General features: G+C 68.2%; 13 protein-coding genes. 5 read left to right on the forward strand and 8 right to left on the reverse strand.

The window, feature by feature from the left end:
* The 4 genes from E3T19_RS07895 to E3T19_RS07910 form a co-directional block, all read right to left on the reverse strand.
* Nucleotides 1-1,046: serine/threonine-protein kinase (locus tag E3T19_RS07895; RefSeq protein WP_134408536.1), on the reverse strand; the 1,046-nt coding region annotated here is incomplete at its 3' end.
* Nucleotides 1,047-1,176: 130 nt separating this feature from the next.
* Nucleotides 1,177-2,037, reverse strand: a complete 861-nt coding sequence (locus E3T19_RS07900) for a PP2C family serine/threonine-protein phosphatase (RefSeq protein ID WP_134408537.1) — start codon at nucleotides 2,035-2,037, stop codon at nucleotides 1,177-1,179.
* 48 nt (nucleotides 2,038-2,085) lie between these two features.
* Nucleotides 2,086-3,150, reverse strand: a complete 1,065-nt coding sequence (locus E3T19_RS07905) for an FHA domain-containing protein (protein ID WP_134408538.1) — start codon at nucleotides 3,148-3,150, stop codon at nucleotides 2,086-2,088.
* A gap of 46 nt (nucleotides 3,151-3,196) precedes the next feature.
* Entirely contained in the window at nucleotides 3,197-4,624 is a 1,428-nt protein-coding gene (locus tag E3T19_RS07910) for a gamma-aminobutyraldehyde dehydrogenase (RefSeq protein ID WP_134408539.1), read from the reverse strand.
* 94 nt (nucleotides 4,625-4,718) lie between these two features.
* On the opposite strand from E3T19_RS07910, the gene E3T19_RS07915 reads away from it, so the two are divergent.
* The 4 genes from E3T19_RS07915 to E3T19_RS07930 are packed head-to-tail and all read left to right on the forward strand — an operon-like array spanning nucleotide 4,719 to nucleotide 7,548.
* Complete coding sequence (locus E3T19_RS07915) at nucleotides 4,719-5,201, forward strand: Lrp/AsnC family transcriptional regulator (protein ID WP_088455464.1); 483 nt, start codon at nucleotides 4,719-4,721, stop codon at nucleotides 5,199-5,201.
* A 5-nt stretch (nucleotides 5,202-5,206) separates the two neighbouring features.
* Complete coding sequence (locus E3T19_RS07920) at nucleotides 5,207-6,631, forward strand: aspartate aminotransferase family protein (RefSeq protein WP_134408540.1); 1,425 nt, start codon at nucleotides 5,207-5,209, stop codon at nucleotides 6,629-6,631.
* Between the two features lie 32 nt (nucleotides 6,632-6,663).
* Entirely contained in the window at nucleotides 6,664-7,122 is a 459-nt protein-coding gene (locus E3T19_RS07925) for a helix-turn-helix transcriptional regulator (protein ID WP_088457897.1), read from the forward strand.
* A 9-nt stretch (nucleotides 7,123-7,131) separates the two neighbouring features.
* Nucleotides 7,132-7,548 carry a VOC family protein gene (locus E3T19_RS07930; RefSeq protein WP_088455462.1) on the forward strand — a complete coding sequence of 139 codons (417 nt, stop codon included), beginning with the start codon at nucleotides 7,132-7,134 and terminating at the stop codon, nucleotides 7,546-7,548.
* A gap of 6 nt (nucleotides 7,549-7,554) precedes the next feature.
* Here the strand turns inward: E3T19_RS07930 and E3T19_RS07935 are convergent, their stop codons facing one another.
* On the reverse strand, nucleotides 7,555-8,784 hold the full coding sequence (locus tag E3T19_RS07935) for a DUF4192 family protein (protein WP_134408541.1): 1,230 nt from the start codon (nucleotides 8,782-8,784) through the stop codon (nucleotides 7,555-7,557).
* Between the two features lie 133 nt (nucleotides 8,785-8,917).
* On the opposite strand from E3T19_RS07935, the gene E3T19_RS07940 reads away from it, so the two are divergent.
* Nucleotides 8,918-9,562, forward strand: a complete 645-nt coding sequence (locus E3T19_RS07940; RefSeq protein ID WP_240632392.1) for an acetate uptake transporter — start codon at nucleotides 8,918-8,920, stop codon at nucleotides 9,560-9,562.
* 86 nt (nucleotides 9,563-9,648) lie between these two features.
* Here the strand turns inward: E3T19_RS07940 and E3T19_RS07945 are convergent, their stop codons facing one another.
* From E3T19_RS07945 to E3T19_RS07955, 3 genes are read right to left on the reverse strand one after another with little or no spacing between them, the layout of a single operon-like run.
* Nucleotides 9,649-11,607, reverse strand: a complete 1,959-nt coding sequence (locus E3T19_RS07945) for an ABC transporter ATP-binding protein (protein ID WP_134408542.1) — start codon at nucleotides 11,605-11,607, stop codon at nucleotides 9,649-9,651.
* The gene (locus E3T19_RS07950; protein ID WP_103459631.1) at nucleotides 11,604-13,337 is read right to left on the reverse strand and encodes an ABC transporter ATP-binding protein; all 1,734 of its coding nucleotides are present in this window, start codon (nucleotides 13,335-13,337) and stop codon (nucleotides 11,604-11,606) included. Before E3T19_RS07950 ends, E3T19_RS07945 begins: the two co-directional genes overlap by 4 nt.
* A complete protein-coding gene (locus tag E3T19_RS07955) occupies nucleotides 13,337-14,299 on the reverse strand; it encodes an aldo/keto reductase (RefSeq protein WP_088455458.1) in 963 nt (320 codons plus the stop codon). The genes E3T19_RS07950 and E3T19_RS07955 overlap by 1 nt, the downstream gene beginning before the upstream one ends.
* Nucleotides 14,300-14,347: the final 48 nt, after the last annotated feature.

Consider the following 14,347-nt stretch of genomic DNA (forward strand, 5'->3'; position numbering starts at 1 on the left):
CGCTGGGCGGGGCGCGGACGGTCGGCGCGGGTCGGGTCGGCGCGGGCCGGCGAAGCAGCGGTGCGGGCGGCGCCCGACTCCCGACGTTGGCGGCGGGCCGGCTGAGCGTCCACGGAGACCAGGCCGGTGATGCGGGTCTGATCGTCGGCGTCCCCGGCGGCCTGGGCTTCCCACTCGGCCGTCGCGAGCTCGAGCGGAGTCTGGGCGAGCCCGAGCTCGGCCTCGACAGCCTGCAGCTCCCGGATCAGCTCGAGCGCACTGGCCTGGCGCCGCTCGGGGCGTTTGGAGAGGGCCCGGGCCAGCACCAGCTCCAGGCGCTCCGGCACGTCGGGCCGACCGATGGGCGGCAGGGCCATCTTCTGGATGCGGGCCATCAGCTGGGCGGGCCCGTTGCGATCGCCGGGTAGTTCGAACGGCGACCGGCCGGCCAGCAGCGTGTAGAGCGTCGCCCCGAGTGACCAGACCTCGGCGGCCACCGAGCCCGGGCTCTCGTCGAACAGCACCTCGGGCGCCGACCATGGGATCGAGAGCCCGACCTGGTCGCTCTCCTCCACCTCACCGAGGGTGGCCGCAATGCCGAAGTCGGACAGCACCGGATGCCCGTACGCGGTGATCAGGATGTTCGACGGCTTGATGTCCCGGTGCAGCACGCCGGCCCGATGGGCGGTCTCCACGGCGCTGGCGATGGTCACCCCGATCCGGAGCAGTTCGGACACCGGCAGGCGGCCCGACCGGTAGCGCTGCTCGAGGGCGTTGGAGCAGTACTCCATCACCAGGAACGGGCGGCCGTCGGCGGACACCCCGGCCTGGAACACCGTGAGCACCGACGGGTGGGCCGACAGCTGAGCCATCAGGTTCGCCTCGGCCTGGAACAGACGCCTGACCGGGTCGCTGACAACCTCGGCGATGAGGACCTTGACTGCCACCTGGCGCCGCGGCAGGTTCTGTTCGTACAGGAACACATCGGCGAAGCCACCGGCACCCAACGGCCTCAGGTAGGAGAACCCCGGCAGGGCCGGGGGCGTCGACGGCAGTCTTACCGCCATGGCGCCTCCCGTGAATCGTCTCGAACGGTCGAAGGAACCGACCGGATTGCCTGCTTGCCCTGCCTGATCGCAGGATGTGGTCGTCGTCACGGGTATCGACGACCCTGCACAATTCTACGGCTGCGGGTCGTCAGGCCCCGGCAGCGGCGTCGGCCGCGTCGTCATGAACACCGGCGTCATGAACACTCTCGTCTTGACTACCGTCGAGATCGTCGACGCTGAGCACGTCCAGGACTATCGCGGTCACGTTGTCGCGGCCGCCGTTCTCCAGCGCCGCGGTCACCAGAGCCGCGACGGCGTCCTCGGCCTTCGGGTTCGACAGCAGAAAATGCCGGATGCCGTATGCGGTCAGCTCCTTGGTGAGACCGTCCGAACAGACCAGGATGCGCTGGCCCGCCGTCAGCGGCAGGATGCGATAATCGGGCACCGGTGGTTCGTGGAATCCGACGGCCCGGGTGATCACATTTCCGTGCGGATGCACATCCGCTTCCTCACGGGTGATCCGGCCCGCGTCGACGAGCTCCTGCACCACCGAATGGTCGACCGTCACCTGCTCCAGGACCCCGGAGCTGAGCTGGTAGACCCGCGAGTCGCCGATGTTGTACGCGATGAACTGCGGGGCATCCGAGACGATGGCCACGGCAACGCCGGTGACGGTGGTGCCGGTGCCCAAGTCGGTGACGCCTTCGCCGGCCTTCATGTCGTCAACGGCGAGGGCGAGGGCCCGGTTGATGGCCTCTGCCGTCGTATCAGCGTCGCTGCCCAGTTCGGCGAGCCGGGTCACCACGGCCTTGCTGGCGACATCGCCGGCGGAGTGGCCGCCCATGCCGTCGGCCACCGCAAAAATGGGTGATCGGGTTACCAGGCTGTCTTCATTGACTTCGCGGCGATGACCAACGTCGGTGAGCGCGGACCAGGCCAGGGTGACGGATTTCTTCACCGCGGGGAGCGCGATCGTGTGGCTGGGTGAGCCTTGACCTATCTGGGTCACGGGTGGTGCCTTCCGAATACAAACGTGCGGCAACGCAGCGAACGACGGTCAGTCCGCTGGCAGTATCTCGATCAGGTTACCGTCCCCGATGTCCACCGTTGTACCGGGCAACACCGTGAGCGAGGCTCCGAAGCGCAACCGCTGGGTGCGACCGAGGGGAAAATGAACCAGTGTGCCGTTCGTCGAACCGAGGTCGGTGACGACGACGGCGTCGCCGTCCTGCCGGATTTCGAGGTGATTCGCCGAGACGAGCGCTGTCGCTGAGGCCACCACGATCAGCTCCAGCCGCTCACCGGGCTGGATGCGCCGGGGCCGGGGGCTCCGCCCGATCCGGTACACCGCGCCCAGTCGCACCACCTCGCCGGTGGCCAACCTGAACCCGTAGGGCCCCGGCCGGTCGGCGGGTTCGTCGGCGGCAGATCCGGCGGCGGATTCGCCGACGGAGGGGTCGGCCGGTTCGCCCGACGGCTCGACGGCCGGTGCGCCGGCGGCCACGACGACAACACGGTCACGCATTCGCCGGTCAAGCACGACGGTGTCGTCCACGATCCGCCTGGGGCGAAGTACAGTGTCAGCGGTGCCGTCCGGTTCCCCGGCGACCGACCAGAACAGGGTGTCACCGGCGTCGATGCCCGTGCCCAGCATCCGCCCGGCACCCAGCCGGTCGGCCCGAGCGACGGCGGCCAGCGGTGAGCCGATCACCAGCCCGGTCACGGACTGGAACTCCGCCAGCAGCCAGGGCCTGATGTTGCGGTCGGTGAACCGGCGGGATCCCCCGATCGAGAAGACGTCCACGGCGATGGCTCCACGCACGACGGCGTGCACGGGGATGCCGTCTTGCGTCGGGTCGTCTCCGTTTGTCCCGTCGCCGGCGCGGCGGACGCCCGGCACGATCACCGCGAACGCGTCCGGTTCTCCAGCACCGCCAAGCGGGATCAGCGACACGAGCGCCTCGAGTGTGACGGCGGTCTCAGCGGCGAGGGCGTGCAGGGCGGCCACGACGGGGCTGGCGGTGCTGGCGGGCACAACGGCCAGGAACCCGCGGCCCACCACGAACGTCCATTCGGCGCTCTCCAACGGCGCGGTCTCGCAGCCGACCCGTCCCAGTTGCATCAGGCTCCCTCGTTCCTTTGATGCTAAACCCGACGGCCGAGTCGACTCAGCCGATGTAGCTCATCACGTGCTTGATCCGGGTGTAGTCCTCGAAGCCGTACATTGACAGGTCCTTGCCGTAGCCGGAGTGTTTGAACCCGCCGTGCGGCATCTCGGCGACGATCGGAATGTGGGTGTTGATCCAGACGCAGCCGAAGTCCAGGCGCTTGGCCATCCGCATGGCCCGCCCATGATTGGAGGTCCACACCGACGAGGCCAGCCCGTACTGCACGTCGTTGGCCCAGGCCAGGGCCTCGGCTTCATCGGTGAAGCTCTGCACGGTGATCACCGGGCCGAAGATCTCCCGCTGCACCGCCTCGTCGGTCTGCCGCAGCCCGCTCACCACGGTGGCCTCGTGGAAATAGCCGGTGCTGCCCTGCCGGTGGCCGCCGAGCTCGACCACGGCGTGGTCGGGCAGCCGGTCGATGAAGCCGGTCACCTGGTCCAGCTGGTTGCGGTTGTTCACCGGTCCGAACAGGAAGCCCGCCTCGCTCGGCGGCCCGGTGCGGGCGTTCTGGGCGGCGTGGGCGGCGAGCGCCGCCACGAACTCGTCGTGGATGCCGGCCTGCACGAGCACCCGGGTGGCTGCCGTGCAGTCCTGGCCGGCGTTGAAGAAGCCTGCCGCGCTGATGCCCTCAACGGCCTGCGCGATGTCGGCGTCGTCGAAGACGACGACCGGCGCCTTGCCGCCGAGCTCCAGGTGCACCCGTTTGAGGTCGGTGGCGGCGGCCCTGGCCACCTCCATGCCGGCGCGCACCGAACCGGTGATCGAGACCAGTTGCGGGATCTTGTGGTCGATCATCGCCGCTCCGGTGCTGCGATCCCCCATCACCACGTTGAACACGCCCGGCGGCAGGAACTCCGCAGCCACTTCCGCCAGCAGCAGGGTGGCGCTCGGGGTGGTGTCGGAGGGCTTGAGCACCGTGGTGTTGCCGGCGGCGAGCGCCGGGGCGAACTTCCACACCGCCATGTTCAGCGGGTAATTCCACGGTGTCACCTGACCGACGACGCCGATCGGCTCCCGGCGGATGAAAGAGGTGTGGTCCTTCATATACTCGCCGCCGCTTCTGCCCTCGAGCACCCTGGCGGCACCGGCGAAGAACCGGATCTGGTCCACCGACACCAGGATCTCGTCGTCGACGAGGGTGCTGCGCGGTTTGCCGGTGTCCCGGGATTCCGCGTCGGCGAATTCCTCTGCGCGCGCCTCCACGCCATCGGCGATGCGAAACAGGGCCAGCTGGCGTTCGGCGGGGGTGGATTCGCCCCAACCCTCGAACGCGGCCGCGGCGGCCCGGTAGGCCGAATCCACGTCGGCGGCGGTCGACACCGGGCTGGAGCCGTAGCTCTGCTCGGTGGCAGGGTCGATGAGGTCGATGGTGGTCGCTGAGGTGGACTCGACGTGGTCGCCGTTGATGAAGTTGCGTAGCGCGCTCATGCGCGTCAGCCTAGCCGCCCGGAATCCGTTGTGAAACTCGTGTTTCACGACTGATTCACTTGCCGCATAGCCCCTTCACTGTCACAATCGGGTGATGAGCAGCAATGGACGCGGCAGTGCGGGTCGGCCCGCGCAACTGGACGATGTGTCCAAGAAGATCATCGAGCAGCTGCAGGTGGACGGCCGGCGGTCCTACGCCGAGATCGGCAAGGCTGTCGGTCTGAGCGAGGCCGCGGTGCGCCAACGTGTGCAGAAACTCACCGAGGCCGGGGTCATGCAGGTCGTCGCGGTGACCGACCCCATGCAGCTGGGCTTCTACCGGCAGGCCATGATCGGCATCCGCGCCACCGGAGACACCCGGGTCCTGGCCGATCAGCTCGCCGCGATCGCCGCCGTCGACTACGTCGTGCTCACCGCAGGTTCCTTCGACATCCTGGCCGAGGTCGTCTGCGAGAACGACGACGAACTGATCGCCCTGCTCAATTCACAGATCCGCGCGCTTGAGGGGGTCGCCTCGACCGAGACCTTCGTCTACCTCAAGCTTCACAAACAGTTGTACAACTGGGGAACACGGTAACCGCGATGACCATCACAGAGCCCACCATCGGCCCGCGCGTCTACACCGACGCCGAGAACGCCGACCTGCAGCAGAAGGCGAAGGACCACCTCTGGATGCACTTCGCCCGCCAGTCGGTGCTGGAATCCGGTGCCGGTGTTCCCGTCATCACCAAGGGGCTCGGCCACCACATTTGGGACTCCACCGGCAAGCGCTACATCGACGGCCTGAGCGGGTTGTTCGTGGTGAACGCCGGTCACGGCCGCAAACGCCTCGCCCAGGCGGCCGCAACGCAGGCCGAGGAACTCGCGTTTTTCCCGCTCTGGTCCTACGCGCACCCGAGCGCCATCGAGCTCGCCGACAGGCTGGCCGAGCATGCCCCGGGCGACCTCAACCGGGTGTTCTTCTCCACCGGCGGTGGCGAGGCCGTCGAAACCGCGTTCAAGCTGGCCAAGTACTACTGGAAGTTGCAGGGCCGGCCCACCAAGCACAAGGTGATCTCCCGCTCGGTCGCCTATCACGGCACCACCCAGGGTGCCCTGGCGATCACAGGTATCCCCGCGCTCAAGGAGATGTTCGAGCCGGTCACCCCCGGCGGGTTCAGGGTGCCGAACACCAACTTCTACCGGGCCGATGAGATGGGTTCGGGGCACGGCGACGACGTGGAAGCGTTCGGTCTGTGGGCCGCGAACCGTATCGAAGAGATGATCCAGTTCGAGGGGCCGGAAACCGTGGCCGCGGTGTTCCTGGAGCCCGTGCAGAACTCCGGCGGCTGTTTCCCACCGCCGCCGGGCTACTTCAAGCGGGTGCGCGAGATCTGCGACACCTACGACGTGCTGCTGGTGGCCGATGAGGTCATCACGGCGTTCGGCCGGATCGGCAACATGTTCGCCTCGACGACCTTCGGCATCGAACCGGACATGATCACCTGCGCCAAGGGCATGACCAGCGGGTACTCTCCGATCGGCGCGACGATCATCAGCGACCGCATCTACGAACCGTTCAAGCACGGCGACACGGCGTTCTATCACGGCTACACCTTCGGCGGCCATCCGGTCTCCGCAGCGGTGGCGCTGGCCAACCTCGACATTTTCGAGGAGGAGAAGCTCAACGAGAACGTGCGGGAGAATTCGCCGGTGTTCAGGGCGGAGCTGGAGAAGCTGCTCGAACTGCCGATCGTGGGTGATGTGCGCGGCGAGGGGTACTTCTTCGGCATCGAGCTGGTCAAGGACAAGGCCACCAAGGAGACCTTCAACGACGCGGAGTCCGAGCGGTTGCTGCGCGGATACCTGTCCGGTGCGTTGTTCGAGGCGGGGCTGTACTGCCGGGCGGATGACCGGGGCGACCCCGTCGTGCAGCTCGCACCGCCGCTGACCATCGGCCCGGCCGAGATCCACGAGATCGGCGACATCCTGCACGGCGTGCTGTCGGAGGCGCCGAAGCACCTCTAGCCGGTCGCTCGGCCCGGTGCTAGCGTGAAATGGTGACTCCGCAGGAACTCGAGATTCTCGCCTGCCTGCGCCGGGCCCGGGACCTGATCGATCGGGAGTACGCGAACCCGCTCGACGTCCCCACCATGGCGCGCCGGGCGCTGATGTCGCCCGCGCACTTTTCCCGACGGTTCCGGGCGGCGTACGGCGAGACGCCGTACAGCTACCTGATGACCCGCCGGATCGAGCGGGCGATGGCGTTGCTCCGCGGTGGCGCGAGCGTCACGGATGCCTGCATGAGGGTCGGCTGCACCTCGCTGGGCTCGTTCAGCACCCGGTTCGCCGAGATCGTCGGCGAGGCTCCGAGCGCCTATCGGGCGCGCACGCACGCGTCCGTGACGGCCATGCCGGCCTGTGTCGCCCAGACTCACACCCGCCCGGTTCGGCGCCCGCCGGGCACTGCCCGCGAATCGAGCAGGATCCAAGAAGCGCGCCGGACGCTAGCGGCCTAGATTCGTCGCATGACAACGACAATCTCACTCCAGTACTGCAACATCACCGTCAACGATGTCGACGAGGCGATCGCGTTCTACCGGGACGCGCTCGGGCTCGAGGTGCGCAGCGACGTGCCGTCCGGAAAATTCCGCTGGGTCACTCTCGGCAGCGATGCCCAGCCCGGTCTCGAGATCGTGCTGTCGGAGCCGCACGCCGGCCGGTCGCCGGCCGACGGCGATGCGCTCCAGGAGCTGCTCACCAAGGGGGTCCTGCCGATGCTCGTGTTCCGCTCGGACGACGTCGACGCGACGTTCGAGACCGTGCGTGCGTCCGGCGCCGAGGTGCTCCAGGAGCCCACCGACCAGCCCTGGGGCCCACGCGACTGCGCCTTCCGGGATCCGTCCGGAAACACCGTGCGCATCGCGCAGGCCCCGGCTGCCTGAACGGGCTCAGAGGTCCGTCTCGTCGGGCACCTCGAAGGCCCACTCCGGCAGGTGGCCGCTGCCGATCAGCTGCAACAGCAGCCGCGCCATGCCGTACTCGCCGTCGATGTCCAGGGCCGTGTCGATGTAGATTCCCGCGACCGACCCTCGGCCCAGCGTCCAGCTCAGCCAGGCCAGCATGCACAGCGGCGCCGGCCTGGCCGACCGGGGTGCCATCGCCACGAGCAGCTTGAGCAGCCGGATGCCCCGGCTGACCCGTTCCGGGTCCGGCCGGTCCCGGCTGAGGCCGAGCATCAGGTCCCCGGTCGTCGGCGAGTCTTCCTGCAGCGCCCGGCCGGCCGCCATATCGGCCTCGACGACGTCGTCCATGCTCAGGCCCGTCTCCCGCTGCCGTCTGGCGTAGTGCCGGTTCAGCGCCAGGCTGCGGTGGCCCTCGGCCTCGCCGAAGGCGAACTGCAGCATCATCTGGTCGCGGGTGGCCGGACCCTGAATCAGGAAGAGCAGCGCGGCGGCCTCGTCGATGCTGAGCTCGGCGGGGTTCACGCCCAGCGCGGATTCCGCGGTGCCGACAGGGTCGAGCATGTCGCCGACCATCTCGATCAGCTCAGGGACCGGCCCCAGGTCGGGGCCGAGCCGTTGGTAGCGGGCCAGGCGCCTGGCGCAGCGTTCCCGGGTGGCGAGGTCCACCCTGGGCAACTCGGCGCCGGTGTGCAACCGGCCCAGTTCACGGCGGGCGTCGCCTGGGAATCCCTCGCTGACGCTGGAGTCCTTGATTTCGCGGAGCGGATGCCGCAGCGGTTGCTTGCGTGGCCGGCCACGGTCAGGTGCGGCGTCCAGGTAGGAGGCCCAGCCATCCGCGGCCACGCACAGGGCGTCGCGCACCAGGAAGCCGGCCTGGCCGGCGCGGGTGAGGATCGCCCGCAGGAACGCGCCCTGCGGCAGGTCGGCCACGTCGGTCGCCGGGGCGTCGCCGATCGACTCGTCGGTGTAGCTCACCGGTACGAGGGCGTCAACGCCGGGAATCTTGCACAGGGTGCCGAGCAGGGCGCCGGCGATGCGTCGGAGTTCCTGCGGACCGGCGTCGGGGCTGGGGAGGTTGAACCGCAGCGCACCGCAGGTGCGGTTGCCGCGGAACGCGACGAGCACCAGGCTTTGGGCGGGGTGGAAGCCCACAAGTTGGGGCACGAGGGCGAGGAAATCCTGGGGAGTCGGGGTCTTCACGATTGTCTTCTGCATGCCTCGACGGTGCGCCGGATCCGGCCAGGGCGACCGGACGCCGGCCGACCTGTGCAGAACCTGCCGGGCCGGTGGCCTGTGCACTACTCGGTCGGCGGGGTGGGGCCGGGTGCGGCTGATAATCTCAAAACAAATGAATCAGATCAATACGACGTATCCGGAGGCCCCCGCGGCCTCCGCGACAGCACCCGCCGCACCCATGTCCGCAGCCCCCGCAGCCCCGTCCCACGGCCCCCTCGCCGATCCCGGCGCCCTCGGCCTGGGCGCGTTCGCGCTCACGACCTTCGTGCTCAGCATGTCCAACACCGGAATCGTTCCCTCCAGCGTCGCCGTCCTCGGCCTCGCGCTGTTCTACGGCGGCATCGCCCAGGTCATTGCCGGCATCTGGGAGCTGCGCAACGGCAACACCTTCGGCGCCACGGCGTTCACCTCGTTCGGTGCGTTCTGGCTGGCGTTCTGGTACCTGGAGAGCACCGGCGGCAACGTCGAGGCCGGCGCCGCCGGCATGGGCACCTTCCTGCTGGCCTGGGCGATCTTCACGCTCTACATGACCGTGGCCGCCAAGAAGACCAACGGCTCGATCTTCATCGTCTTCGTCGCCCTCTCGATCACCTTCGTGCTGCTGGCCATCGGCGCGTACACCGGGATCACCGCGATCCACCAGCTCGGCGGCTGGTTCGGCATCCTCACCGCACTGCTGGCCTGGTACGGCTCGTTCGCCGTGGTCTACAACTCCACCGCCGGCCGCGCCGTCCTCCCCGTCTGGCCCGCCAAGTAACCCACTCCCTCCCCCTCGCGAACTGTGAGAAAAGCCCCAGAAACTCGACGTTTCTGGGGCTTTTCTCACAGTTCGCGGGGCCGGGGCTACTCGATGGCAGCTGCGAATTGGGAGTCGTAGAGGGACCTGTATGCGCCGTCGGCTTCGAGCAGCTCGGCGTGGCTGCCCTGCTCCACGATCTGGCCCGCCTCCATCACCAGGATCAGGTCGGCGTCGCGGATGGTCGACAGTCGGTGCGCGATCACGAAGCTGGTGCGATCGGCGCGGAGTGCCTTCATGGCGTGCTGCACGAGCACCTCGGTGCGGGTATCGACGGAGCTGGTGGCCTCGTCGAGGATCAGCACGCTGGGCCGGGCCAGGAACGCCCGCGCGATGGTGAGCAGCTGCTTCTCCCCGGCGCTGACGTTGCCGCCCTCGTCGTCGAGCACGGTGTCGTAGCCGTCCGGCAGCGAGTGCACGAACCTGTCCACGTAGGTGGCCGTCGCGGCCTCGAGGATCTGCTCCTCGGTGGCGTCCGGCCGGCCGTAGGCGATGTTGTCGCGGATGCTGCCGCCGAACAGCCAGGTGTCCTGCAGCACCATGCCCATCCGGCCGCGCAGGTCGTTGCGGGTCATCCCGGCGATATCCACACCGTCCAGGGTGATCCGGCCCCCGTCGAGCTCGTAGAAGCGCATCATCAGGTTCACCAGGGTGGTCTTGCCGGCGCCGGTCGGGCCCACGATCGCCACGGTCTGGCCGGGTTCGGCCACCAGGTTCAGGCCCTGGATGAGCGGCTTGTCGGCGCTGTAGCTGAACGACACGTCCTCGAACACCAGTCGCCCGCGGGTCTCCGCGGGCGTCTCGGCCGGGTCGGCGTCCGGGGTCTGCTCGTCGGCATCCAGCAGCTCGAAGACCCGCTCGGCGCTGGCGACGCCGGACTGCAGCAGGTTGGCCATCGAGCCCAGCTGCGCCAGCGGCTGGGTGAACTGCCGGGAGTACTGGATGAACGCCTGCACGTCACCGAGCTGCATGGCCCCCGACGCCACCTGTAGGCCACCGACGACGGCGATGGCCACGTAGACCAGGTTGCCGATGAAGGTCATGGCGGGCATGATCATGCCGCTGACGAACTGGCCGCCGAAGCTGGCCTCGTAGAGTTCGTCGTTCTTCGCGGCGAAGCGCTGCTCCACCTCCTTCTGCCGGCCGAAGACCTTGACCAGGGCGTGCCCGGAGAAGGTCTCCTCGATCTGGCCGTTGAGCTCCCCGGTGTGGGCCCACTGCGCCACGAAGAGCCTCTGCGACCGCTTGGCGATCAGCACCGTGGTGACCAGGGTCAGCGGCACGGTGACCAGCGCAATCACGGCGAGCAGCGGCGAGAGAAGCAGCATCATCACGATCACGCCGATGACGGTGAGCAGTGACGTGACCACCTGGCTGAGCGACTGTTGCAGGCTCTGCGAGATGTTGTCGACGTCGTTGGTCACCCGGCTGAGCAGCTCACCGCGCTTGACGGTGTCGAAGTAGCCCAACGGCAGCCGGTTGATCTTGGCCTCGATTTCCTCGCGCAGCCTGAACACCGTGCGCTGCACGACGGCGTTGAGCACCAGCGCCTGCAGCCAGCTGAACACCGACGCGAGGATGTAGAGCGCCAGCACCCAGAACAACACGGCAGACAGGGCCGCGAAGTCGATGCCGAGGCCGGGGGTGAGGGTCATGGCGCTGAGCATGTCGGCCTGCGCGGTGTCGCCGGATGCGCGCAGTCCGGCGATCACCTCGGCCTGAGTGGCCCCGGCCGGCAGGGCCTTGCTCACGACGCCGGAGAAGATCAGGTTGGTGCCCTCGCCGAGCAGTCGGGGGCCGATCACCGAGAATGTGACGCTGATCACGGCGAGCGCCAGCACCAGCACCAGCCACACCCGCTCGGGGCGGAGCGTGCCGATCAGGCGTTTGGCGCTCGGCCCGAAGTTCATCGCCTTCTCGGCCGGCATGTTCATGCCGCCGAACGGGCCGCCGCCCCGCGGTGGGCGTGCCGGTACCTTGTCGTCGGCGGTTTCGGTGTCGCTCATGAGGTGGCCTCCGCTGCCAGCTGGGATGCCGCAATTTCCTGGTAGGTCGACGAGGTCGCCAGCAGCTGTTCGTGGGTGCCGCTCGCGACGATGCGGCCGTCTTCGACGACGAGGATCTGGTCGGCGTCGAGGATCGTGGACACCCGCTGGGCCACGATGATCATGGTGGCGTCGGCGACGTCCGCGGCCAGGGCCGCCCGCAGCCGGGCATCCGTGGCGAGGTCGAGCGCCGAGAATGAGTCATCGAAGATATATAGCTCCGGCCGTTTCACCAGCGCCCGGGCGATTGCGAGGCGTTGCCGCTGCCCGCCGGAAACGTTGGTGCCGCCCTGGGCGATGGCGGCGTCGAGGCCACCGTCGAGCCGTTCGACGAAGTCGCGGGCCTGCGCGGTCTCCAGCGCCTGCCAGATCTCGGCCTCGGTGGCATCCGGCTTGCCGTAGAGCAGGTTGCTGCGCACGGTGCCGGAGAACAGGTAGGGCTTCTGCGGAACCAGGCCGATGTGGCCCCAGAGCAGGTCGGGGTTCAGCTCGCGCACGTCGACACCGCCGAACAGCACGGTGCCGCTGGTGGCATCGAACAGGCGCGGCAGCAGGTTGACCAGGGTGGTCTTGCCCGAACCGGTGCTGCCGATGATGGCGGTGGTGAACCCGGGTCTGGCCACGAAGCTGATGTCGCTGAGCACGGGCTGTTCGGCGCCGGGGTAGGCGAAGCTCACGCCCCGAAGCTCCAGCTCGCCGTGCCCGTGCGTCTGGTTCACGGGGTTCTTTGGCGGACGCACGCTGGAGGCGGTGTCGAGCACCTCGCCGATCCGGTCGGCCGACACTGTGGCGCGGGGAATCATCACGGCCATGAAGGTCGCCATCATCACGGCCATCAGGATCTGCATCAGGTAGCTGAGGAACGCGATCAGGGTGCCCACCTGCATCGATCCGTCTTCGATGCGGAACGCGCCGAACCAAATCACGGCGACGCTGGAGACGTTGAGCACCAGCATCACCACGGGGAACATCAGCGCCATCAGCCGGCCGGCCTGCAGGGCGGTGTGGGTGACGTCGGTGTTGGCCTGGCCGAAGCGGCGGGTCTCCACGTCTTCGCGCACGAATGCGCGAATGACCCGGATGCCGGTGAGCTGTTCGCGCAGCACCCGGTTGACGGTGTCGATGCGCACCTGCATCACCCTGAACAGCGGCACCATGCGCACGATGATCAGCCCGACGGCCACGAGCAGCACGGGCACGCTGACGGCGATCAGCCAGGACAGTTCGAGGTCCTGGCGCATCGCCATGATCACCCCGCCGATGCAGAGGATGGGCGCTGAGACCAGCAGGGTGCAGGTGGTGAGCACGAGCATCTGCACCTGTTGCACGTCGTTGGTGGAGCGGGTGATCAGCGAGGGGGCGCCGAATCGGCTGACCTCCTGCTCGGAGAATTCGCCGACCCTGGTGAAGACCGCCCCGCGCAGGTCACGGCCGAGGGCCATGGCCGCCTTGGCGCCGAAGTAGACGGCGATGATGGCGCAGATGATCTGGCCGAGGGTGATCATCAGCATGATCCCGCCGACGCGGAGGATGTAGCCGGTGTCGCCGGTGGCCACGCCCTCGTCGATGATGTCGGCGTTCAACGATGGCAGGTAGAGCGACGCGATCGACTGCGCCAGCTGGAAGACGACGACGGCCACCAGCAGGCGCCAGTGCGGCCGGAGGTAGCGAACGAGCAGGGTCCAGAGCATCAGGCGAAGAGGGCGGAGATGTAGGCGACGTCTTCAGCCGTGGGCCGCCAGGTGGTGGCGGCCTCGGCGTTCTGCACGATCTGCTCCGGCTTGGTGGCGCCGGCGATCACGCTGGTGAGACCGGGCTGGGCCAGGAGCCAGGCCAGGGTCGCGGCCAGCATGCTCACGCCGCGGTCGTCGCAGAACTGCTGGTAACGCTCGATGGTGTCCCAGGGGGCGTCGTCGAGCAGGTGCCGGCGGATGGTCATGATGCGGCTGTCCGCCGGGCCGCCCTCACGACTGAACTTGCCGGTGAACAGCCCGTTGTAGAGCGGAAAGAACGGCAGGAAGCCCAGGCCGTAGGCGTTCACGGCGGGCAGGACCTCGTCTTCGGCGTCGCGCACGAGCAGGCTGTACTCGTTCTGTGCCGAGATGAAGGCCGGGTGATGGTTGATCCTGGCGGTGAATTCGGCTTCGGCGATCTGCCAGCCGGCCAGGTTGGAGTGGCCGATGTAGCGGATCTTGCCCTCACGGATGAGGTCGTCCAGGGTCTCGAGGGTCTCCTCGATGGGGGTGTTGGCGTCGGGCCGGTGCAGTTGGTACAGGTCGATCCAGTCGGTCTGCAGCCGGGTGAGCGACGCTTCGACGGCCAGACGGATGTAGCGGCGGGAGCCGCGGGCGTCCCAGTCGGGGCCGTTCGCGCCGGCCATGTCCATGCCGAACTTGGTGGCGAGCACGATCTGGTCGCGCTTGCCGCGCAGGGCGTTGCCCATCAGGGTTTCGCTGAGTCCGCGTTCCGCGCCGTAAATGTCCGCGGTGTCGAACAGGGTCACACCGGTGTCGATGGCCGCATCGATCACCAGGGAGGTACCCGCCTGGGTCTCGGTGCTGGTGCCGTTACGGCCGAAGTTATTGCAGCCCAGACCGATCGTCGAGACGACGAGGCCGGAGTTGCCGAGAGTGCGATAGTCGATCTGAGCCATTGCTACAGACTATTCCTGTGCGGCGATGATGTGACCACCTACGGCCCC

The organism is Cryobacterium sp. TMT4-31 (assembly GCF_004403385.1).
Lineage (GTDB): Bacteria > Actinomycetota > Actinomycetes > Actinomycetales > Microbacteriaceae > Cryobacterium > Cryobacterium zongtaii.